The organism is Corynebacterium faecale, from assembly GCF_030408735.1.
GTDB lineage: Bacteria > Actinomycetota > Actinomycetes > Mycobacteriales > Mycobacteriaceae > Corynebacterium > Corynebacterium faecale.
This window is the reverse complement of record NZ_CP047204.1, coordinates 1,935,066-1,957,521: the sequence shown is the minus strand read 5'-3', so window position 1 is coordinate 1,957,521 and position 22,456 is coordinate 1,935,066. Positions and strand designations below refer to the sequence as shown.

The 22,456-nt window shown below is 60.5% G+C and carries 17 protein-coding genes; 12 read left to right on the top strand and 5 right to left on the bottom strand.

The features are described 5' to 3' along the window. Positions 1 to 25 precede the first annotated feature (25 nt). The 4 genes from lgt to CFAEC_RS08900 all read left to right on the top strand — a co-directional run bounded on the left by lgt (position 26) and on the right by CFAEC_RS08900 (position 6,372). Complete coding sequence (lgt, locus tag CFAEC_RS08915) at positions 26 to 976, top strand: prolipoprotein diacylglyceryl transferase (protein WP_290279853.1); 951 nt, start codon at positions 26 to 28, stop codon at positions 974 to 976. A 234-nt stretch (positions 977 to 1,210) separates the two neighbouring features. Then, entirely contained in the window at positions 1,211 to 2,635 is a 1,425-nt protein-coding gene (gene pyk / locus CFAEC_RS08910; RefSeq protein WP_290276114.1) for a pyruvate kinase, read from the top strand. Positions 2,636 to 2,782: 147 nt separating this feature from the next. After that, positions 2,783 to 3,682, top strand: coding sequence for a VOC family protein (locus CFAEC_RS08905; protein ID WP_290276113.1), 900 nt, complete (start codon positions 2,783 to 2,785; stop codon positions 3,680 to 3,682). A gap of 116 nt (positions 3,683 to 3,798) precedes the next feature. Next, complete coding sequence (locus CFAEC_RS08900) at positions 3,799 to 6,372, top strand: glycosyltransferase family 1 protein (protein ID WP_290276111.1); 2,574 nt, start codon at positions 3,799 to 3,801, stop codon at positions 6,370 to 6,372. Positions 6,373 to 6,410: 38 nt separating this feature from the next. Here the strand turns inward: CFAEC_RS08900 and CFAEC_RS08895 are convergent, their stop codons facing one another. Together CFAEC_RS08895 and CFAEC_RS08890 are read right to left on the bottom strand one after the other, a co-directional pair. Beyond that, complete coding sequence (locus tag CFAEC_RS08895; protein WP_290276109.1) at positions 6,411 to 7,691, bottom strand: amidohydrolase; 1,281 nt, start codon at positions 7,689 to 7,691, stop codon at positions 6,411 to 6,413. 45 nt (positions 7,692 to 7,736) lie between these two features. Next, positions 7,737 to 9,071 carry a DUF4921 family protein gene (locus tag CFAEC_RS08890; RefSeq protein ID WP_290276107.1) on the bottom strand — a complete coding sequence of 445 codons (1,335 nt, stop codon included), beginning with the start codon at positions 9,069 to 9,071 and terminating at the stop codon, positions 7,737 to 7,739. Positions 9,072 to 9,101: 30 nt separating this feature from the next. Between CFAEC_RS08890 and CFAEC_RS08885 the strand changes: the two genes are divergently transcribed. After that, entirely contained in the window at positions 9,102 to 9,500 is a 399-nt protein-coding gene (locus CFAEC_RS08885; RefSeq protein ID WP_290276105.1) for a hypothetical protein, read from the top strand. Between the two features lie 12 nt (positions 9,501 to 9,512). Here CFAEC_RS08885 and CFAEC_RS08880 read toward each other — a convergent pair whose 3' ends face one another. Beyond that, positions 9,513 to 10,613: a glycerate kinase gene (locus CFAEC_RS08880; protein ID WP_290276103.1), complete on the bottom strand. Its 1,101-nt coding sequence runs from the start codon at positions 10,611 to 10,613 to the stop codon at positions 9,513 to 9,515. 474 nt (positions 10,614 to 11,087) lie between these two features. Between CFAEC_RS08880 and gdhA the strand changes: the two genes are divergently transcribed. Further along, a complete protein-coding gene (gene gdhA, locus CFAEC_RS08875) occupies positions 11,088 to 12,431 on the top strand; it encodes an NADP-specific glutamate dehydrogenase (RefSeq protein WP_290276101.1) in 1,344 nt (447 codons plus the stop codon). A gap of 79 nt (positions 12,432 to 12,510) precedes the next feature. On the opposite strand, the gene CFAEC_RS08870 is transcribed toward gdhA, so the two are convergent. Both CFAEC_RS08870 and CFAEC_RS08865 read right to left on the bottom strand, forming a co-directional pair. Then, positions 12,511 to 14,037, bottom strand: a complete 1,527-nt coding sequence (locus CFAEC_RS08870; protein ID WP_290276098.1) for an ABC transporter ATP-binding protein — start codon at positions 14,035 to 14,037, stop codon at positions 12,511 to 12,513. Next, positions 14,034 to 15,668, bottom strand: a complete 1,635-nt coding sequence (locus CFAEC_RS08865; protein ID WP_290276097.1) for an ATP-binding cassette domain-containing protein — start codon at positions 15,666 to 15,668, stop codon at positions 14,034 to 14,036. Before CFAEC_RS08865 ends, CFAEC_RS08870 begins: the two co-directional genes overlap by 4 nt. Before the next feature lie 165 nt (positions 15,669 to 15,833). Here CFAEC_RS08865 and CFAEC_RS08860 point away from each other — a divergent pair, with 165 nt between their 5' ends. The 6 genes from CFAEC_RS08860 (at position 15,834) to CFAEC_RS08835 (ending at position 22,445) form a co-directional block, all read left to right on the top strand. After that, on the top strand, positions 15,834 to 16,637 hold the full coding sequence (locus CFAEC_RS08860; RefSeq protein WP_290276094.1) for a DivIVA domain-containing protein: 804 nt from the start codon (positions 15,834 to 15,836) through the stop codon (positions 16,635 to 16,637). Between the two features lie 152 nt (positions 16,638 to 16,789). Next, complete coding sequence (locus tag CFAEC_RS08855) at positions 16,790 to 17,335, top strand: YceD family protein (protein WP_290276092.1); 546 nt, start codon at positions 16,790 to 16,792, stop codon at positions 17,333 to 17,335. Further along, positions 17,332 to 18,084 (top strand): ribonuclease III, encoded by a 753-nt coding sequence (gene rnc, locus CFAEC_RS08850; protein WP_290276090.1) that lies wholly within the window; start codon positions 17,332 to 17,334, stop codon positions 18,082 to 18,084. Before CFAEC_RS08855 ends, rnc begins: the two co-directional genes overlap by 4 nt. Beyond that, positions 18,068 to 18,925 carry a bifunctional DNA-formamidopyrimidine glycosylase/DNA-(apurinic or apyrimidinic site) lyase gene (mutM, locus tag CFAEC_RS08845; RefSeq protein WP_290276088.1) on the top strand — a complete coding sequence of 286 codons (858 nt, stop codon included), beginning with the start codon at positions 18,068 to 18,070 and terminating at the stop codon, positions 18,923 to 18,925. The genes rnc and mutM overlap by 17 nt, the downstream gene beginning before the upstream one ends. Before the next feature lie 30 nt (positions 18,926 to 18,955). Further along, positions 18,956 to 20,410: an alanine/glycine:cation symporter family protein gene (locus tag CFAEC_RS08840; RefSeq protein ID WP_290276086.1), complete on the top strand. Its 1,455-nt coding sequence runs from the start codon at positions 18,956 to 18,958 to the stop codon at positions 20,408 to 20,410. A 184-nt stretch (positions 20,411 to 20,594) separates the two neighbouring features. Next, positions 20,595 to 22,445, top strand: a complete 1,851-nt coding sequence (locus CFAEC_RS08835) for a lipase family protein (protein WP_290276084.1) — start codon at positions 20,595 to 20,597, stop codon at positions 22,443 to 22,445. Positions 22,446 to 22,456: the final 11 nt, after the last annotated feature.

Genomic DNA, 22,456 nt, shown 5'->3' with positions numbered 1-22,456 from the left:
ACACGTGACGAGGTTTGAAACAACTGTGGATGTCATGACACTGGCAGCAATCCCATCTCCACCCCAGGGCGTATGGCACCTGGGTTCCTTCCCGGTCCGTGCCTATGCCATATGCATCATCGTGGGCATCATCGTGGCCATCTGGCTCACCAGGAAGCGGTATGTCGCGCGTGGGGGCAATCCCGAGGTGGTGCTGGACGCCGCCATCGTGGCGGTTCCCGCAGGCATCATCGGCGCCCGGATTTACCACGTGATTACCGACAACCAGAAGTACTTCTGTGAAACCTGTGACCCGGTGGACGCCCTGAAGATCACCAACGGCGGTCTGGGTATCTGGGGAGGCATCATCCTGGGTGGCCTGGCCGTGTGGGGGTACTTCCGCTACAAGAAGCTGCCGCTCGGACCGTTCGCGGACGCTGTTGCGCCGGGCATCATCCTCGCCCAGGCGATCGGCAGGTTGGGCAACTGGTTCAACCAGGAGCTCTACGGCGCCGAGACCGATGTCCCGTGGGCATTGGAGATCTACTACCGGGTGGACGAGGACGGACGGTTCTCCCCGGTAATGGGCCGTTCCACCGGTGAGGTCATGGCCACCGTGCATCCCACCTTCCTTTATGAACTGTTGTGGAATCTGCTCATCTTCGCCCTGCTCATCTGGGCCGACCGGAGGTTCCGCCTGGGGCATGGGCGCGTCTTCGCCCTGTACGTCGCAGGTTATACCCTGGGCAGGTTCTGGATTGAACAGATGCGCACGGATGAGGCCACGATGGTGTTCGACATGCGTATCAACACGCTGGTGTCCGCGGTGGTCTTCATCGGTGCGGTCATTGTCTTCTTCCTGCTGAAGAAGGGGCGCGAATCGCCGGATGAGGTCGATCCATTCCACCAGGCGGCTCTCGCGGAGATGTCCGCAGGCGACATGAATGACGGCGATCCGACAGGGGGCGGGAGGAGATCACCCCGCTCCGAACATTAGATGTGACCATTATCGCCTGACTGCTTTTGTGGGCGATAGCGCACTGTCCGGTTGGTTTTGACAGTGCCCGATCTTGGGGTGATTTCGCCATGTCATCGGGTTATCCCGCCACTTTCGGTGGTGCTGTTCAGGTCTCCCCACGGTACTTATGCAGTGCGTACAGCTGATGAACTGCTGGCCAACTATCCGGACTCGTTGTAGCCGGTGGGAAGGGAAAGGGTTAGGCTGGTCAGTGTGGAAAGACGAACGAAGATTGTATGCACCCTTGGCCCGGCGGTTGCCAGCGCAGATGGAATTCTGCGACTCGTTCAGGACGGCATGAATGTTGCCCGACTGAACTTCTCCCATGGCGATCACCCTGATCATGAACAGAACTACAAGTGGGTCCGCGAGGCCACTGAAAAAACCGGTCGTGCCGTCGGCATTCTGGCTGACCTGCAGGGCCCCAAGATCCGTCTTGGGCGCTTCAAGGATGGCCCCACGGTATGGGAGACCGGTGAAACCGTCCGCATCACGGTCGATGAGGTGGAGGGCACCCATGACCGTGTCTCCACCACCTACAAGAACCTGGCCAGGGATGCCAAGCCAGGTGACCGCCTCCTGATCGATGACGGCAAGGTCGGCCTTGTCTGCGTGTCCGTCGAGGGCAATGACGTCATCTGCGAGGTCGTTGAAGGCGGCCCGGTCTCAAACAACAAGGGTGTCTCCCTGCCGGGCATGGACATCTCCGTTCCGGCGCTGTCCGAGAAGGACATCACCGACCTGCGTTTCGCGCTGAAGCTCGGCGTCGATTTCATTGCGCTCTCCTTCGTTCGCTCCCCGGCTGACGTTGAACTGGTCCATGCCATCATGGACGAGGAGGGACGCCGTGTCCCCGTTATTGCAAAACTGGAGAAGCCGGAAGCTGTCGCAGCACTTGAGTCCATCGTCCTGGCCTTCGACGCCGTGATGGTTGCCCGTGGTGACTTGGGCGTTGAGGTGCCACTGGAAGAGGTCCCGCTGGTTCAGAAGCGCGCCATCCAGATTGCCCGTGAGAATGCCAAGCCGGTCATCGTGGCCACCCAGATGCTTGACTCCATGATTGAAAACTCCCGTCCGACCCGCGCCGAGGCATCTGACGTTGCCAATGCGGTTCTCGACGGCGCAGATGCCGTGATGCTCTCCGGTGAGACCTCCGTGGGTAAGGATCCACACAACGTGGTCCGCACCATGTCCCGCATCGTCCGTTTCGCAGAGACCGACGGCCGCGTTCCGGATCTCACCCATATTCCACGCACCAAGCGTGGTGTCATCTCCTACTCCGCACGTGATATCGCCGAGCGGCTCAATGCCCGCGCACTGGTGGCGTTCACCACCTCCGGTGACACCGCCAAGAGGCTTGCGCGTCTGCATTCACATCTGCCGTTGCTCGTGTTCACTCCGGATCCGGATGTTCGTTCCCAGCTGGCGCTCACCTGGGGTACCCAGACGTTCCTGTGCCCGAAGGTGGATGACACCGACGATATGATGCGTGAGGTTGATCGCGCACTCCTGGCCATGGATGAGTACCAGAAGGACGACATGATGGTTGTTGTCGCAGGTTCCCCTCCCGGAGTGACCGGTAATACCAACATGATCCACGTCCATCTCCTGGGTGAGGATACCCGGGTTCCGAAGTAGATTTTCCCCTGCACTGGGCGCTGACAATCTTTGTCAGCGCCTTTTGTGTTTCCTGATGCTGCGTGAATTGCTTGACATGTCAACTAAATGGGCGTATAACTATAACTAACACCACAGCAGCAGTCAGCGAGAAGAGAGATAATCATCATGAGCACCCTGGAAAAGAACATCAACTCCGCAACCCACATGGACGCCGTCACCCTCCACGTCGGCGACCTGGAGAATATGTCCTCCTACTACGCAGCCATCCTGGACATGGATCCCATTGAAGAGAAATCCCGGGGCAGGGAAGTGCACCGGGTGCTCGGGCGCAACGGAGTACCACTGATGAGGTTGATCGCCACTCCGGACCTTCCGGGTGTTGATCCCCGCCAGGCAGGTCTTTATCACACCGCCTTCCTCTTCGAGACCCCTGCGTCCCTCGCGGCTACCGTTTACCGTGCAGCGCAGGACACGCGATCCAGCTTCGTCGGTTCCTCTGATCACCTCGTCTCCGAGGCGTTCTACTTCACCGATCCGGAGGGCAACGGCATCGAGCTGTACTTCGACCGGCCACGCGACGCCTGGACCTACACCGGCAACGACGTGGATATGGCCACGATCTACCTGGATCCGAACGCCTATCTGCAGAAGCACATGGACCAGAACATTCTGAATTCCACCTCGATCCAGCCAGCCACCATCGGACATGTCCACCTCCAGGTCGGTGACCTGAACCAGGCCTCCAACTTCTATATTGACCGCATCGGATTCGAGCGCACCACCTCCATCCCGGGTGCACTGTTCACCTCCGCCGGCGGATACCATCACCACGTGGCCATGAACACCTGGCATTCCGGTGGGGCTGGACCACGGGCAGCCACCCTGGGGCTTGCTGAGGTCTCCATCCTCGTGCCGGAGCGCAATGATCTGGACCTGCTTGTTGCACGGCTGGGGGACTGGGAGCACTCCGATAATGGAACCTCCATCATCATGAAGGATCCATGGGGAACCCCGGTGACGGTTTCCCTACCGGGAGTAACCACCGAAGAACTCCTCGAACGCTGAAAACCCACCGGTACGGAGGTGAACACCATACTCTCTGCCCCCGTAATTTCCTCCCTATAGGAATTGTGCAGCGATTCCGGTAGCAGGAGCGCCAAGTTCGGGCTAGGTTTGAGGGCGTGAAATCAGTAGGCACAATCCAGTTCAGTAATCAGCTCCCGACACAGCTTGAACCTCTGGTTCAGCTCGCGCACAATCTGCGCTGGTCCTGGCGGGAGGAAACCAAGCAGCTGTTCCGTGACATCGATCCGGAACTGTGGGGCAAGCTCAGCGAAGATCCCAAGCAGATGCTCCTCCAGGCACCCGCATCCCGTCTCCGCCAGTTGGCCACCGATGACGAGTACCTGGGTCGTATCAACGATGAGTCCCAGAACCTCAGCGACTACCTCAATGTCCCGCTCTGGTACCAGCAGACAGCTGGCAAGAAGGATTCCACCACCAACCCCATCGCCGCGTACTTCTCCATGGAATTCGGCATCCACCCGAGCCTGCCGATCTACTCCGGCGGACTCGGCGTCCTGGCCGGCGATCACATGAAGTCCGCATCTGATCTGGGTGTCCCACTGATCGGTGTCGGCCTGCTCTACACCCACGGATACTTCACCCAGTCCCTGTCCGCCGACGGCTGGCAGCAGGAGAAGTACGAATACCACGATCCGCAGCAGCTGCCGATCGTGGCTGTCACCGATAAAAACGGTGAGCAGGTCAAGGTCTCAGTCGCTTTCCCTGAGGGCCGCGAGATGAAGATCGCGCTGTGGGTGGCTAACGTCGGCCGCATCCCGCTGCTTCTGCTGGACAGCAACCTCGAGGAGAACCCAGAGGACATGCGTTCTGTCACCGACCGTCTCTACGGTGGTGACTCAGAGCACCGCATCAAGCAGGAGGTGGTGCTCGGTGTCGGTGGCGTCCGTGCCGTCGATGCATTCTGTGAGGCCCGCGGCCTGACCCGCCCGGGGGTTGCACACCTGAACGAAGGCCACGCAGGCTTCCTCACCCTGGAGCGCGTCCGTCAGCGCATGGAAAAGGGAATGGACTACGAGGCAGCCTTCGAGCAGGTCCGTGCCTCCAACATCTTCACCACCCACACCCCTGTTCCCGCTGGCATCGACCGCTTCGACATGTCCATGGTCCGCCGTTACCTCGGCGATGGACTCCCTGAAGATCAGCGTCTCTGCCCAGGTGTCCCAGTGGACAAGGCCATCGAGCTGGGCCGTGAGGATGACCCCTACCGCTTCAACATGGCGCACATGGGTCTGCGTTCCTCACAGCACGCCAATGGTGTGGCCAAGCTGCACGGTGATGTCTCCCGTGAGATGTTCGCCAACCTCTACCCGGGCTATGAGCCTGCTGAGGTTCCGATCGGCCATGTCACCAACGGTGTCCACCTCCCAACCTGGGTGAAGCCAGAGATGCTCGAGCTCATCGAGCGTGTCTCCGGCGGCGTTGACCTCGCCATCGCGGACAGCTGGGACAACGCGGACGCCGTGAGCTCCGAGCGGATCTGGGAGGTGCGCAACAAGCTGCGTGCCGACCTGGTTGATGTTGCCCGCGAGGCCACCAATGACTCCTGGGCCACCCGTGGACACAATGAGGCTCAGCTCGGCTGGACCCGTCGTGTCCTCGATCCAAACATCCTCACCATCGGTTTCGCCCGTCGTGTCTCCACCTATAAGCGTCTGACCCTGATGCTGCGCAACCCGGAGCGCCTGCGGTCCATCCTCCTCAACGAGGAACGCCCAGTCCAGTTCGTCATCGCCGGCAAGGCACACCCCCATGACATGGGCGGCAAGAAGCTGATGCAGGAGATCGTCCAGTTCGCAGACCAGGCCGGCGTCCGTGACCGCTTCCTGTTCCTGCCGGATTATGACATCAACCTTGCCAGCTACCTGATCTCCGGTACCGATGTCTGGCTGAACAACCCGGTCCGCCCACAGGAAGCCTCCGGCACCTCAGGCATGAAGGCCGTGATGAACGGTGGCCTCACCCTGTCCATCTCTGATGGTTGGTGGGATGAAATGCCACAGGAGGAGACCGGTTGGACCATTCCGACCGTGGAATCCCCTGACTTCGAGTACCGCGATCACCTTGAGTCCCAGGCGCTCTATGACCTGCTTGAGAACGAGGTTGCACCGCTGTTCTACGACCGCGATGAGAACGGTGTTCCACAGGGTTGGCTGGACCTGGTCCGTCGCTCCTGGACCATCCTGTCCCCGATGGTCACCTCCACCCGCATGGTCCGTGACTACACCACTGACTACTACCGCCCGACCAGGCACCAGGCTGAGCTCATCTCCAAGCCTGAGGCTGCCGGTGCCTATGCTGAATGGCTGAACACCGTGAAGAAGGAATGGCAGACGGTATCCCTGTCCAACCTGCGTTTCGGTGAAACCAGCGTGGAGCAGGATGCACACGCATCCACCGAGGTTGAGGTTGAGATCTCCGTGGAGGCATCCAAGGGTGAACTGCGCGAAGAAGACATCTGCGTTCAGGCCATCCTCGGAGCGACCGGCGACAACGGTGAGCTCATTGATCCGATCGTCTACGACATGGTCAATACCGGTGGCGACACCTATTCCGTGAAGGTCTGCCGTGATCTCCCGGGACGCTTCGGTTACACCGCGCGCGTGATCCCATGCAACGACATGCTGGTCAACGCCGCTGAGACCGGCCTGATCACCTACTACCAGGCATAACCCACGCGGTTCACGGTAGAGGGGGAAGCGGTTCGCAGTTACTGCGGACCGCTTCTTTTCGTAGCACCCAGATAAGTCAGAACCGCTGCCGCGGCCGCAGTGGTGGCAGCGGAAACCGTGGGTTCGAAATCCGGCACGAAGTCACCCATGTGATTGGCAGGGACATCCTGGGCAACACGGTCGGCTGCAACGGCCCGCGCCCAATCCCCAGCGGGGGTGGCCCCGATGGTCCAGTACAGATACGGACTGTTCAGCGCCATCGGGATATTCGGGAAATCCTCCGAGGCCGTCCACCGGTCACCGGTGAAGGAAGCAGGACCGAACACCTCATCAAAGGTGGGGCGGACGCGGGCGAACACTTCAACATCATTGTCGGTCAACTCACCGTGGGCGAAGTATTCAATGACCGGTTCGTGCTCGATTCCGGAAGCCAGGCACTCGCCCCGCACCACCCGCTCAATGGCGCGGTACACCTTCTTCTTGACCGTGTCATTATAGAAACGACAATTGAGCACCAGCCGGGCCTCACTCGGGATGGTGTTGTTGGAGTTTCCGGACTGCAGGGTGCCCACGGAGACCACGGCGAAGTCCTCTGGAGATACCTCCCTGCCCACGATGCCCTGGAGGCGGACCACGATCATGGCTGCGACATACGTCGGGTCAATGGAGTTGTGGGGCATGGATCCGTGTGCACTACGCCCCTGGATACGGATGTCAATGGAATCACAGGCTGCGAGTGCCGCGCCGGGCATGCTCATCACAGCACCGGCGGGGCCGGGCACCACATGCTGGCCGAAACACACATCAGGACGTGGGATCTTGTCCACCAGGCCGTCGGCAACCATGGCATTGGCACCACGGGCGTTTTCCTCCGACGGTTGGAACAAGGCGATGAAAGTGCCCTCCCAGGCGTCACGTCGTTCGTCGAGAAGCGCACAGGCCCCGAGCAGGGCCGTGGTGTGCATATCATGGCCGCATGCGTGCATGACCGGCACGTTGTTGCCGTTGAGGGGACGCACCCGCGTTGATGCCCAGGGCAGGCCGGTGGTCTCCTTGACCGGCAGGCCGTCAAAATCCGCGCGCATCAACGCGACCGGGTGGTTCTCATGATCACCGTTGCGGAAGATCGCCACCACACCATAACCACCCAGCGGTGAGATGATCTCACAATCAAATCGCTTCAACTGGGTGAGGATGGTGCGGGATGTCTCCATCTCGAATCCGGAGAGCTCCGGGTGCTCATGCAGGTCCTGGTAGACAGCCTCCTGCCAGGACAGATCGACACCATGGTTGCGCAACAGATCGGAGATATAACTCATACAGCTGATAGTAGGGCAATCGCACCGATAGGTCGGTGGGTGGTCCTAGTTCTGCAGCAGTGGATTGTACTTCAGACTGTTTCGTTCCACGGAGCATTCGGTGGCGATCTTCATATCAGCATCGATGGCACCTTCGTCCCGCAGACGGTACAACTCCTTCACCACACGATCCCGGACATTCTGAGGTGAGAGGGTATTGAGGTAGATCTTGGTGCCGCCCTCGAACCCGGCGAGAGTGGAGACACGCCACTTGATCATCACGCGCCAGGGCATCGGCATATCCACATCGATCGGTTTGTGCTGCCACTCCTCATTACAGGGAACATCGGGGCCGGTGGCGGCATGACAGGCATGGATGAGATCACTCATGCCGCGAATCTCCTCCCTGGACTGCAACCACGGTTCAGAGGTGGGGGACTTGGAGTAGATCTCCAGGGTGGGGTAGCGGTGCCCGAACCCGGCGAACGCCACGGCATGGTCATTCTCAGCGATGATGAGGTTGTGATAACCGGCGTAATCCACTGCCCACTCGTTGTACATATTGGGATTGCGACGCAGGTGAGCCAGCTCCACCTCATTCTGGTGTCCGCGTTCATCAATAGCAACGAGCTGCTTGTGGAGGTGGTCGAAGGACGCACCTGCTGGTTTCAACCAGTTCTGGAACACCACCACATAGGGCGCATAGCGGTTGCTGGCGTAGAGGGCGCGGATCCCGTCGACCGTGAACCGGATGAACGCCTCATGCTCCTCTGCCGTGAGCGTGCCAGACGACGCCAGCTGGGAGCTGTCAGTGGCGTCTTCGGTGAAATGGCGCCTGGCCACGATCACATCGTGCCCGCCGGAGAAATAGCCCGGGGCCTTCCCCAGGAGCTCCGCTTCGGTGAGCACGGTCGGGTCCTCACCGGCGGCATTCATGCGGGTACGGATAATGGCCAGGACGTGATCACGCCCTTCAGGATCGGCGAGGTAGGTGGCCATCCGCATGGCTGTATCCGGATCCATCTCGAATCCGAAGTTCTTGTTCCAATATTCATAGGTGACGATCTCGAACAGGTTGGGCACCCGTCGGAACTCTGCTGTCGTGCTGTGCAGATCGCCCGGCAGGACCCCGGGCAGGATGGTGAATCCGCCGTTGCTGTCCTTGACCATGCGGGTTTTCTCCGGGGGAGTGGACAGCTGTTTATCAGCGCAGAAGGCGCAATAGGTGGTGTGATCGTCTGCGGTCAGCGCAACCGGGTTGGAAGCGGAATGTGACAGCGGCCGGTTACCCCGTCCCGGCACCGTCCACACCTCCGTGCCGGTGAAGGGGTGAACCTGCTTGATGGTTCCATCCGCCATGGTGCGGATGGGGGTGGGTTGGGTGCTGAATGGGCTGTTCATGACTAACAGGTTATTGGCTAGTGTGATGTCATGCCGAAGATTCAATTTGATGTTCTCGTCCCCAATGACCAATCTATCGATCTCGCGGGGCGATTCACCGCAGTATCGGACTTCATCATCTCCAAGGGATTGATGGATTCCGGCCTCGTCATCCACGATCCAGTGGCACCCGTAGCCGGGGAAGTGGAGGAACAGTTGCGCCAGACCTACCGGGATGAACACGAGGATCTGGAGCTCGAGGAGGCTTCAGTCAACCGCTATCTCATCGAAGTGGACGGTGTGAAGGGATCCGTCAACCAGATCACCATGATCTTCGCCCGCCTCCTGACCCCACCTGCTGACCTGCCCAAGGACGCCTTCCTCCTTGAACAGGAGCTGCTGTATGAGGTACCCGCCCAGTACCCATGGACGGTGGAGATCCTCCGCTGATCAGCGGATCATTCAGCCACGGGAGATGAACTGCTCCGCGATCTTTCGTCCTGCGGTACGCAACTGGATCGACACATCAGCGTGGTTCTCCAATTCGACGGGAATGACTCCAACGGGTATGTCTCCGTCGATCTCTCCGGCGGCCACCGCCAGGGGGACCCCGGCCGCGTGGGCGAGGCCGTGGAGGGTCCCCACCACCTTTCCGGTGTAGGACTGGGCATCAAGTCTGCCCTCACCGGTGATGACCAGATCAGCGCGGGGAATCATCTCCTCGAGGCCGGTGGCACGTGCGATCAGGGGCGCACCGGGCAGCACATGAATGTGGTCATCGGAACCGTGGAGCAGAGTGGACAGCCACGTCAGGCCGACAGCGATGCCACCGGCGGCACCCATCCCAGGCTTGGTTCCGTCAACGCCGAGAACGTCGCACATGTGGGTCAGGCCCGCATCGAGCACCTCCACCTCATCCGGGGTCGCACCTTTTTGTGGTGCGAAGACCCGGGCGGCTCCGTCAGGGCCGGTGGCTGGGGCGGAGACATCGGTGAGCAGGATCCACTCTGCTGCGCCCGCCGGGATGTTGAGCATTGCGGTGTCGATGTTATCCAGACTGGCCAGGTCGACTCCACCTTGGCGCAGGCTGTAGCCCTCCCTGTTGCGTAAAACCGCGCCGAGGGCCACGAGGATGCCGCTGCCGCCGTCAGTGGTCGCTGTGCCGCCGAGGCCGAGTGTGATGCGTGTGGCGCCGCGGCTCACCGCATCTGCAATCAGCACACCGGTGCCATAGGTGTCGCCCGTGGTGGGGACTGGATTGTCTGCCACGGCTGGCAGTCCTGATGCGGCGGCGACGTCGATGTAGGCGGTGGCGGTTTCCTGATCGAGCGTGTAGCTGGCCTCGGTCAGGCGGCCGGCGGCATTGGTGGTGGGGAGCGTGATGGTTTCACCACCGAATACAGCGGCCGTTCCCTCACCGCCATCGGCCATGGGGGCCAGGATGATCTCAGCGTTGGGGAGTACCTCACGGATGCCTTCAGCCAGATGGGTGCTGGCCTCAGCCGCTGTTGCCGTTCCCTTAAAGGAATCCGGTGCGACGATGATGGTGGGAGTGGCTGTCATGAAGTGGTGTGCCTTTCATCTCAAACGGCGGTTTCCTACAAACCCTATCGTCTCAGGCAATCAGCTCCGCACACGCGGTGCTCCCCGGGGTGGCGGTTATACAAGTGTGGTGTGATCAGGCGATGTCAGTGGTATTAGAACCAGTGGGGGAAGAGGTTTCATATGCCGAGAGGGGAAAGTTGACGGGTTTACTTATTTCCCATGGATGTCGAGAGGCGAAGGGGCGGGGTTTCTCGGGTACTGTAATTTTATTGCCTTTGTGGTCATATCGTCATCAGGCTGACATAATTAGACGTGAGGACTGACCTGCCACTTGGGCATCTGTGAGCCAACTCTCATGGCAGGGAGTTGCTCTTTTAGCCCTCCGTGGTTTAAAACTATTAACCGTTAGGTATGACAAGCCGTGCAGGTGCGCAGCTGAAATTTCATCGCAAATTCAACTGCCCGCAGTGCCGAGATGGGAACGTTGAATTCATGACTGTAGATGAGCAGGTCTCCAACTACTACGACATGCTGCTGAAGCGCAACGCCGGTGAGCCAGAGTTCCACCAGGCCGTGGCAGAGGTTCTCGAATCTCTCAAGATCGTCCTGGAGAAGGATCCCCATTACGCCGATTATGGTCTGATCCAGCGTCTCTGCGAGCCGGAGCGCCAGCTGATCTTCCGCGTCCCTTGGGTTGATGACAATGGCAAGGTGCAGGTCAACCGTGGTTTCCGAGTCCAGTTCAACTCAGCTCTGGGTCCGTACAAGGGTGGCATCCGTTTCCATCCTTCTGTGAACCTGGGCATCGTCAAATTCCTCGGCTTTGAGCAGATCTTCAAGAACTCCCTGACCGGTCTGCCCATCGGTGGCGGCAAGGGTGGATCCGACTTTGACCCCAAGGGTAAGTCCGAGCTGGAGATCATGCGCTTCTGCCAGTCGTTCATGACCGAGCTCCACCGCCATATTGGTGAATACCGCGATGTTCCCGCCGGTGACATCGGAGTGGGCGGCCGTGAGATCGGTTACCTCTTCGGCCAGTATCGTCGCCTGGCCAACCAGCATGAGTCCGGCGTGCTCACCGGAAAGGGACTGACCTGGGGTGGATCCCTGGTCCGCACTGAGGCCACCGGCTTCGGCGCCGTCTACTTCGTGCAGGAGATGATCAAGGCCGAAGGTGAGTCCATCAGCGGCAAGAAGGTCATCGTTTCCGGTTCCGGAAATGTTGCCACCTACGCCATTCAGAAGGCACAGGAACTCGGTGCCATCGTGGTGGGATTCTCCGACTCCAGTGGTTGGGTCTCCACCCCGAACGGTGTGGATGTGTCCAAACTCCGCGAGATCAAAGAGTCCCGTCGCGCCCGTGTCTCCGTCTACGCCGATGAGATCGAGGGCGCAGAGTACCACACCGAGGGTTCCATCTGGGATCTTGCGGCTGATATCGCCCTGCCCTGCGCGACTCAGAATGAACTCGACGGCGACAACGCACGCACCCTGGCGGACAATGGCTGCCGCTTCGTCGCGGAGGGCGCGAACATGCCGTCCACCCCGGAAGCCATCGAGGTCTTCCGTGAGCGTGGCGTCCTGTTCGGACCTGGCAAGGCCGCCAATGCCGGCGGCGTGGCCACCTCGGCTCTGGAGATGCAGCAGAACGCCTCCAGGGATTCCTGGAGCTTCGAATACACCGATGAGCGCCTCCACCGCATCATGAAGAACATCTTCGCGTCCTGCGCTAACACCGCCAAGGAATATGGACACGAGAAGAACTACGTGGTCGGTGCCAACATCGCCGGTTTCCGTAAGGTCGCCGACGCCATGCTCGCACAGGGTGTCATCTAGGAACCCACACCTTCCTGACCAACAGCGCCGCCTCCCCAGTGGGGAAGCGGCGCTGTTGGGTTTTTCGTGCTTGCAGGTCTCAGGCCAATTCGATCACGCGATCCACTCCAGCCAGCGCAGCTCGGCGATGGGCAATGATGATCACGGTGGTATCTTCCAATGCAGACAGCGTTTTGGATAGTTCGGCCTGGTTGAGGGCATCCTGGTGGCTGGTGGCCTCATCCAGGATCAGGACGCGCGGGCGTCGCGCCAGTGCACGGGCGAGGCACACACGCTGACGTTGTCCGCCGGACAGTGCTACCGAATCGGTATCCAGTCCCACATCGCCGATGGAGGCCGCCCTCATGGCCCGCATGGCCTCATCCTCGGTGAGCGAGGTATTACCCACCCGGAGATTGTCCAACACCGTGCCACGGAACAGCGTGGAGGTCTGCTCCACGAAACAGACCGCGTCTCGCAGCTGTTCCAGGGAGACGTCCCTGACCTCGACTCCTCCGAGGAGGACCTGCCCATCGTCCACGTCGAGGAGACGGACCAGGGTGCTGGCCAGGGTGGATTTACCGCGGCCACTCGGTCCCACCAGTCCAACGTGTTCTCCTGCGGCCACGGTGGTGGTGAACTTCTCCAGCAGCGGTTGCCCGAATCCGAGGGTTACGTTGTCCCAGACGATGTCGAGTGGGCCATCGGGGAGTGCCACGGGTGTGGGAGTATCCGGGATGGTCACCGGAGCGTCGAGGATCGCGTAGAAACGCTGTGCACTGCCCAGCGCGGTGGGAAGGGTCCTGGCGAAACCCTCCACGGCATCCAGTGCCGGTGCCACGGCGAGAACCAGGATCGCCGCCACGACATCAGCGGTGGCCACCAGGATGAGTGTTGCCGTGATCCACGGCCACACCAGGGCCACTCCCTGTCGGATGCCCACCCGCACCCCCTGCGCTGTGACCGCCTGATCCAACCCTTTTTCGAGCGAGGTCAACTGCCGCAGCCGGTTGTCTTCCGCACGGTGTGAGCGGATCTCCAGGCGGCCCGCGGCATCCTCGGACAGATGCTGTGAGATTGAACTGCGCAAAGAGGCTTCTCCCGGCCCCGATGGAGCCCGCCCGGCAACCGGGATCACCCACCCGATGATGATGCCCACGCATCCGATGAGGCCGGCCATGGGATCCAGGAGAAACAGGGTCACCGTGGCCATGACGCTCAGTATCGCCGCCGTGACCGCGGGGCCGATCGTGTGGGCGAAGAACACCTCGATCGCATTGATGTCCCGGGTGGCCACAGCTAGAACGGCACCGCTACCTGACCTGACGCGTGGGGTACCTTGACGGACCAGGGCGTCGTAAAGCTCGACGCGCATGCGGGCAAGCAGAGTGAACGCGGCTCGGTGGCCGCATACCTGCTCGCCCCAGCGGCTCACTGCCGCGAGAAGCGCCAGGATGGACATGATGGCCCCGAGTGCCAGCAGGGAGATCTCTGCGTCAGTGGCAAACACCCAGGCGGGTACGAGAATGAGACCTGCGGTCCCCAGCTGGCTGAGCAAACGCAACATCGCGGATGCGATGAGCGTGCTTCGTACAGGAATGGCGGTTCGGAGCAGTCTGTTGATCATTGTTCCTCCTCCAGGATTCGGGTGAAGAAGCCGCCCTGAGCAGCCACATCCGCGGGCGGGCCGAATGCCTTGACCCCGCCGTTGTCCAGAACCATCACCAGATCGGCGTCGAGTGCCTCTGCTGGTCGGTGGGTGATTTCGATCAGGGAGATGCCGGTGCTCCGTGCGGTTGACCGCAATAATGCGGCGTTGTCGGTATCCAGATTGGCGGTCGCCTCATCCAGGACAATCAGGCTTGCCCCCTTGACCAGGCCGCGGGCCACGGAGATGCGTGCCGCCTGACCACCGGAGACTCCGCGTCCGGTTTCACCGATCTTCAGGTCCATCGGCAGGTGTGCATGTTCCAGGATCTGTCCTGTGCGGGTGGCATCCACACCCCGACCAGCCAGGTCCAGATTGCTGGCGAGCGTGCCCGAGAACAACGTCGCAGACTGCGGGACAAAGGCCACTGAACTGCGCAGATCACCGGCGGTGCAGACGGTGCCTCCGATGCGGATGCGTCCGGTGGATCCCTGGAGACCGGCCAGCGCCAGGGCCAGTGAGGACTTGCCGGCTCCACTGGGGCCGACGATAGCCAGGTGGGCGCCCTGGGGAAGGCCAAAGGAGACATCGTCGATCACGGTGTGACCACCGCGCGTGACGGTGAGGTTTTCTACGTCGACTGCGCCGTCTCGGAGTACACCCTCCGGGTTACCCGTGGGAGCAACAACCGGATTGTTCAACGCGGAGCGAATGGTGGCGAGAGAAGCCTTCCCCGCAGCGCCGGTGTAGAACGTCCGACCCATGCGGTTGACCGGATCGATGAGGAGGCGAGCCAGCAACACCACGGAGATGGCCTCACCGATGCCGAGCGTGCCGGTACCAAGGCCGTAGAGAGCCATGACGGCAGCTACCGCAGTGGTGGCGAGCCCGAAAGCACCATCGGTGACCAGGATCATCAACTGGTTGCGATACAGCAGACCCATGACCTGGGCACGCATGCGTTCGGCCATCGTGCGAATCCGGGCGCGTCGGTCACCGGTGGCATTGAGGATCATGGTGGTGCCCAACGTGCGCACCGATTCCAGGAACACACCGGCCAACTGGCCGGAAGCCCTGCCGTACCCGGCCCCTGCACCACGCAGCGTGCGAGTGGCCCAGCCCAGGATCACCGGGATGATGAGCATGCCCACGGACAACGCGGCGGCGATCGGCCACGACACGGCCCCGCCCAAGACCAGCAGCACCACCATCGGTGCGATCAGGGCAGCGAAGTAGGGGCCGAGGAAGAGCACCGTATACGTGGACGCCTTGGCGGTGGCATCGGTGGCTTCGGTGATCACCTGGGCATCATCGCGTGATGTATCCGGACCCAGCGACAGGCTGGCCCGAGCCAGACGCTCCCGCCACTGCGCCTCCTGTCGCGCACGGAGCCTCCCCGGCAGGATGTTTTCCACACTCAGGAGGGCACCTGCCAGCAGAGCGGAGATGCTGGTCAGAGCGAGGACGCCACCAGCGGGAGAATCGTTTAGCTGTGCGTCAATGACACCACCGAACCCCAGAATCATCAACGCCATCACTGCGGTGCGGATCGTGATCAGGGCGGTGAGTATCCAGCCGACCCGGGGGAAGTCCCTCAGAAGTGAACGCACAATGCGCACATCCTTTCACAAAGAAGAGCTTGCCCCGATCAGGTTAGCCGGTGGGGTGGACACGGACCCAGCTGGCAGGAAACCTTCAGGAATATTGGTGCATTCACAGCCACTGATCGGCGTTGGGCACGCACGGGCCCCGGGATTCTGGGTAGTGTTAAAGCCATGTACAAAGTCTTCGAGGCACTTGATGCACTAGTCCATAACGTCGAGCGCGCCTATGGCGTCCCCATGACCTCCAACTGCGTGGTTCCACGCCAGGACATGCTCGTACTCTTGGATGACCTGCGTGACGCACTGCCCACCGAACTCGATGACGCTCAGGATGTACTCGATCATCGTGACGGCCTGATCCGTGAGGCGGAAGAACGTGCGCGCGCGATCCTCGAGGATGCCGAGATAGAATCCCGGGATCTGCTCCAGCGGGCCACCGATGAGTCGGATGCCATGGTCGAGGATGCCACCAACCACGCCAATTCCGTGGTGGCGAAAGCCAATGACACCGCTGATCGCACCGTCACCGATGCACGACGTGAGGCGGATGCACTCACCGAACGTGCCCAGGCAGAATGTGATCGCCTTGTCGCTTCCGGCAATGATTCCTATCGCCGTGCCGTCGCCGAGGGGCAGGCTGAGCAGGAGCGGCTGATCAGTGAAGCGGAAGTGGTCCGCCGCGCGAATGAGGAAGCCCACCGGATTGTCGATGGCGCCCACGCCGATTCCAACAAGCTGCGCAATGAATGTGACGAGTACGTCGATTCCAAACTTGCCGAGTTCGAGACCTCCCTGTCCACCACCCTGCGGAGTGTCTCCGCGGACCGCACAGCACTGCGCCGCGGTGCCGGAGCAACCGGCCCCGCACGTGAGCCACGCGAGCCACGCGATGCCCGTGACTCCCGGGAAACCGCAGGCCGCGACTATGAACGCGAGTACGACCGCGAGCCCCGATCCTACGAGCGGGACTACTGAGCCACCTGACGCCACCCCCAGCCACTCTTAAAACACAATCAGCCACCCACTTCTAGCAGACCCCACGCAACGGGCCGCAGGCTTCCCGCCTGGCAGGTCAGCTCACCGCGATGCAGTCGGTGTCCCGGGGTGCGGGTAGGATCACCCAGGTCATGAAATCTCCTTTTGTATTTGATGTCGCAGCGCTGCTGCGCGGTAGCGGTATCCCAGAAAACATCCAGCAGTCAGGCCCCAGCCCGGCGCGTATCGGTCCTGAGATGATCGCTATCCCCGAGGGCGGCACCGTCGATGTAGACGCCCATTTCATTCCGCTCGGTGGAGGAATCTCCGTGCAGGCAACCATCCAGGCCCAGCTCCTGGGTCAGTGTTCGCGGTGCCTGCGTGAGCTCACCCCGCACACCAGCCTCAATATCTCCGAGGTGTTCGCAGTCGATGATGATTTCATCACAGGTGAACTGGCCGAGGACGAGGACGAGCTGCCACAGGTCCACCAGGATTCGGTGGATCTCCTGCAGTCCGTCATTGACGCAGCGGGTCTGAACCTGCCGTTCAACCCATTGTGTACTGAACTCGGATTCGATTCCTGTGATGACAGTGATGTCCCCGCACCGGATGGCACGGTGGACGCAGCGGGCAGGGCCGAAGACGGCGACGACCCGGTTGATCCGCGTTGGGCAGGCCTGGAGAAGTTCCTGTGAGCAGGAAAAGAAGCCGTCTGACCGGTGTTGATGCCCTGGAAGAGGCATTTGAGGCGGTTGACCATTCTCTTCTTCTGGAGCGCCTCGGCGTGGAGATCAAACGTGATCTTCTCATCCTGGCATTAACCCACCGGTCTTTCGCCAATGAGAACGGGATGCTCCCCAACAACGAGCGCCTGGAGTTCCTGGGTGATGCCGTGCTCGGTCTCTCCGTGGCCAACCGGCTCTATGAGCTCTACACCAGCAGCCCTGAGTCGGATATCTCCAAGATGCGTGCTTCCATCGTCAGTCGTTATGGGCTGGCTGATATCGCACGTGATATTGGTCTGGGTGAGTTCATTCTCCTGGGTAAGGGCGAACTGCTCACCGATGGACGCAGCAAGGAATCCATCCTCGCCGATACCACCGAAGCCCTCCTGGGCGCTATTTTCCGCCAGCATGGTTTCGAGGTCGCCCGCGATGTGGTGTTGCGTCTGTTCCATCACAAGATCAACCATGCATCCGCGAAGGGTATCCACCAGGACTGGAAAACCACCCTTCAGGAAGAACTTGCGCATCGGAAGAAGCCGATGGCGGAGTATGTCTCCACCTCGGTGGGGCCAGACCATGATCTGGTGTTCACCGCGAGCGTGACCCTTGAGGGTGATGAAATGGGCAGGGGAGTGGGCCCCAATAAGAAATTGGCTGAGCAGGAGGCCGCCCGACAGGCGTTCCTGAAGCTCAAGGAGAAACGTGCCGGAACTCCCTGAAGTTGAGGTTGTCCGTCTCGGATTGGACAGCCACCTGGTGGGGCGCACCATCGTGAGCGCCTCCGTGCTCTATCCACGTGCCGCCAGGAACCAGGTCGGCGGCGGGCGGGAGATCGAGGCTAATCTCACCGGCTTGAAGGTCAGTGCGGCCCGGCGGCGGGGAAAATTTCTGTGGCTGGAACTCGATGAGCCCACCGACGCCACCCCGACGGGATTGGCGCTGCTGGTCCACCTTGGCATGAGTGGACAGATGCTGGTCAAGTCCCCCGACGCGGAGCCCAACCGGCACCTGCGCGCGCGGATTGAGCTTGACGACGCCAATGAGGTCTGGTTCGTTGACCAGCGAACCTTCGGGTACTGGTGGCTCGGTGAGCTTGTCGACGGTGTCCCTGCCAGGCTTTCGCACATCGCCCCGGATCTGCTCGAAGAGGGTATTGACATACCCGCACTCGCAGCCACCCTCAAAAGCAAGAACACAGAAATCAAACGCCTCCTGCTCAACCAGGAGATTGTCTCCGGAATCGGAAATATCTACGCCGATGAAATGCTGTGGGAGGCGGGGATCCATCCACGGCAGCAGGCTTCCAGAGTATCGCTGAAGCGGTTGACGGCACTGCTGGAAACCGGCCGTGAGGTGATGCTCCGGGCCTTGGATCAGGGCGGGACGAGTTTTGATGCACTCTATGTCAACGTCAACGGCAACTCCGGATATTTCTCCCTGTCCCTCAATGCCTATGGGCAGACGGGGAAACCGTGTGCACGCTGCGCAAACCCGATCACTCGTGAAACATTCATGAACCGGGGAAGCCACTTCTGCAATCGATGCCAGAAAGTGTTTTAACTCACTGCGTTGATACGGTAGGTTTTCCGTATGGAATCCGTACTCAATGCTGTTACCGCAGTAAATGACAAACTCTGGCTGGTCGTTATCGTCGTGCTGGTCGGTTCGGGCATCTGGTTCTGCGCCACCACCCTTCTGGTGCAGATCAGATACATACCGGACATGTTCAAAGCAATCGTGGAGAAACCCTCCGACATCTCCGAGGGGCAAAAAGGCATCTCGGCCTTCAAAGCCTTCACCATCTCCGCCGCCTCGCGCGTGGGCACCGGAAACGTTGCCGGTGTGGCCATTGCTGTGGCCGTGGGTGGACCGGGTGCAGTGTTCTGGATGTGGATGATCGCCATCATCGGGGGCGCCACCAGTTTTGTGGAGTCAACCCTGGCACAGGTGTACAAGGTCCGGGACAAGGACTCCTATCGGGGTGGCCCGGCCTACTACATGACCAAGGCTCTCAACTGGAGGTGGCTGGCGGTCATCTTCGCCATCCTTATCTCTGTGACCTATGGCTTCGTATTCAACGCGGTACAGGCCAACTCCATCTCCGCTGCGGTAACCAACTCCTTCAGCACTGACGGCATGATGGCCAAGTGGATCGTCGGCCTGGTGCTGGCGGCACTGACCGCGGTGATTGTCTTCGGCGGTGTTCAGCGCATCGCCAGTGTCACCCAGGTCATTGTCCCCGTCATGGCGGTTCTCTATATCGCGATCGGTCTGATCGTGGTGGTCATCAATATCGGTGAGGTGCCGGCCATGCTCACCTCGATCGTCACCCATGCCTTCGGTATCCGTGAGTTCGCCGGTGCCACCCTCGGTGCGGTGATCATGCAGGGTGTCCGCCGTGGACTGTTCTCCAATGAGGCCGGTATGGGTTCTGTCCCGAATGCTGCCGCCACCGCATCGGTCTCCCACCCTGCCAAGCAGGGCCTGATTCAAACCCTGGGCGTGTATTTTGACACCCTGGTGGTCTGTTCCATCACCGCCTTCATCATCTTGTTGGCCAAGCCCGACCTGTATGAGTCCGACGGCGGCATGGAACTCACCCAGAACGCACTGGCCAGCTCGGTGGGTGAGTGGGGCATCCACTTTTTGACCGTGGTGATCATCTTCCTGGCGTTCTCCTCCGTCATCGGTAACTACTACTACGGGGAATCCAACATCGAGTTCCTGACCAACAACCGCGCCTACCTGCAGGGCTTCCGGGTCCTGGTCACCCTGTGTGTCCTGGGTGGCGCCATTGGTTCCGTGCCACTGGTCTGGGCACTGGCGGATGTATTTTCTGGTCTGATGGCCATCACCAACCTCGTGGCTGTGGTGCCATTGACCGGAGTGGCACTGGCTGTCCTGCGTAATTTCGCCCGTCAGCGCAAGCTGGGCCTGGATCCGGTATTCCACCGCGATGATGAGGAGATCAGAGGGCTCCGTGGCTGGGAGGGGATGGAATGCTGGGACGGGTCCGACCCCATCACCGTCAGAAAACCTCAATAACCGACTAGTCAACCGGCTGGTCAATGGAGCAGAGTACCGGAGGATATAAATTCCCTCGGCACTCTGCTTTTCACCAGGGGGGCTTTTTACCATGGGTGGAAAGCGCCCATGGTGTTTCCATGCCGTCAAATATGCTTGAAGGTACTTTTCCTCCCCTGATCGAACTCTGAATGGAAGGCTTTTCGTGGCTGAACAAACGGTTCTCCTGTTCCTGCATGGTGTGGGGACGGGAGATCTTCAGGACAACTGGCGAACCCGCCTGTCGGAGACTCTCGTAGGTATCGGCTTCCCCGCCCTCGACGAGGCGGAGACCCTGTCGCCGAAGTACAGCGATGTGTTGTTTGACGCCGATGAAGGCGTCACACTCCCTGAGATCACCATCAAAAACCCCTCCCGCGACGTGGCAAAGATCAAACGGAGGGAATTTGAGCAGAGCATTTCAGCCATGGAGTACCGGCTGGGGCGACACAACAGGGGTGGCGGTGGAGCCCTCACCAACGCCGTGGTGGATTTCGCGGTCGGTCTGCCCTGGTTTCGTCAGGCCCGCAACTACCTCTCCAAACCACATGTCCGGGCTCAGGTACTCAGCTGCATCCTGCAGCAGATACCGCAGTCCGGCTCCGTGGTTATCGTGGGCCACAGTCTGGGCTCGGTGATCGCTGCGGACCTTCTCAGGCGTCTTCCTGAGGAGGTTCAGGTCGTGGGGCTGGTGACGATCGGTAGTCCCCTGGCCAATGGCAATTTCAACGTGGATAAGTTGAAGGATGTCTTGCAGGAACCACCCGGGAATCTGGACTGGTGGGTGAATTTTTGGAGTGGCACCGACCCGGTGGCCGCCAAACGCGGGGTGTCCTCGGCGTTTCCGTGGATGCTGGATTTTCTCATCCACACCTCACCGGCCCCCGGCGCGGCGCATTCTGCCGCTCAGTACCTTGCTAATAAATCGGTGGCTGAAGCTATTGGGTTTGGTCTGTTCGGGTCGCGTTCCAAGGAGATTGTGGTTGCTGAGAAGGGAGTGGATATCGCACTCGATGAGCCTGAGCTGCTGGCTGTCCAGGCCCTGCGCTATTCCCACCTGATCAAACACCAGCTGAAGGGAGATGAGCTGAACCGTTATTCGGGCGCACTGCGACAGGTTCAAGCAGGACTCATTTCGGACCTCAAAGTCAGGAGTCATGAGGGGAATAGACCCATCCCGGGGGACATTTTGTCCCTGGAGTTTGATTTCCTTGATCCCCATGCGGAAGTACCTGAACCCCGCCCCAACCGGTATCTGTCCGGGGAGGAGGCTGTTCCACGTATTCTCGCGTTGGCTACCGAGAACCTGATCCGCCCTTTTGAGATCACCATCAAAGAGGAGGTCCGCTTGCGGGCCCTGAAGGATCTCACGGCGGAAATGGGGTTGGGAAGCCAATTCGGTGACCACGTGTTCAGCGCACTGAAAACTGCCAATAAGGTACTTTCACCAGGTAACCGCAGGCAGTGGGTCAAGTGGGGAGCATTAGGGGCCGGCGCGGTGGCCATCGTGGCTGCGAGCGGTGGCCTTGCTTTGGCTGCGGCCCCGGGTCTGACAGGTGCTGCTGTGATCACCAGTGCGCTGGCCAGTTTCGGGCCGGGCGGAATGGTCGGTGGCCTGCTGACTGCGGGCACACTGGTGTCTGCTGGTGGCGGGAGCATTGCCGTGGGGATGTTGAGCCCGAGCACCTCTGCGGAGTCCATGGAGGCGGTGGTGGAATATCAGCTGGCCATCGTCATTCTCCTGCAACTGCAACAACTGGAACAGGATCCCACGATCTGGAGTGATCTCACACAGACGGAGAGGAAACTACGCCGTGAGAAGGAACGCGTTGATGAGTTCTCTGATGAGCAGGCCCCCACCGTGATTGAACTGAAGCGCAAACTCGCAGCAGTGGAGAAGGCGCTCAAGTATATGACGGACAATAGGTTAGAACCAGGCGTTATCCCAGAAGAGCCAGAGGAACCAGAAGCCCCCCGATTGAAGATGATCGCCCCGAAGCTTCTCCGAGGGAGATGAGTTCGTCCCAC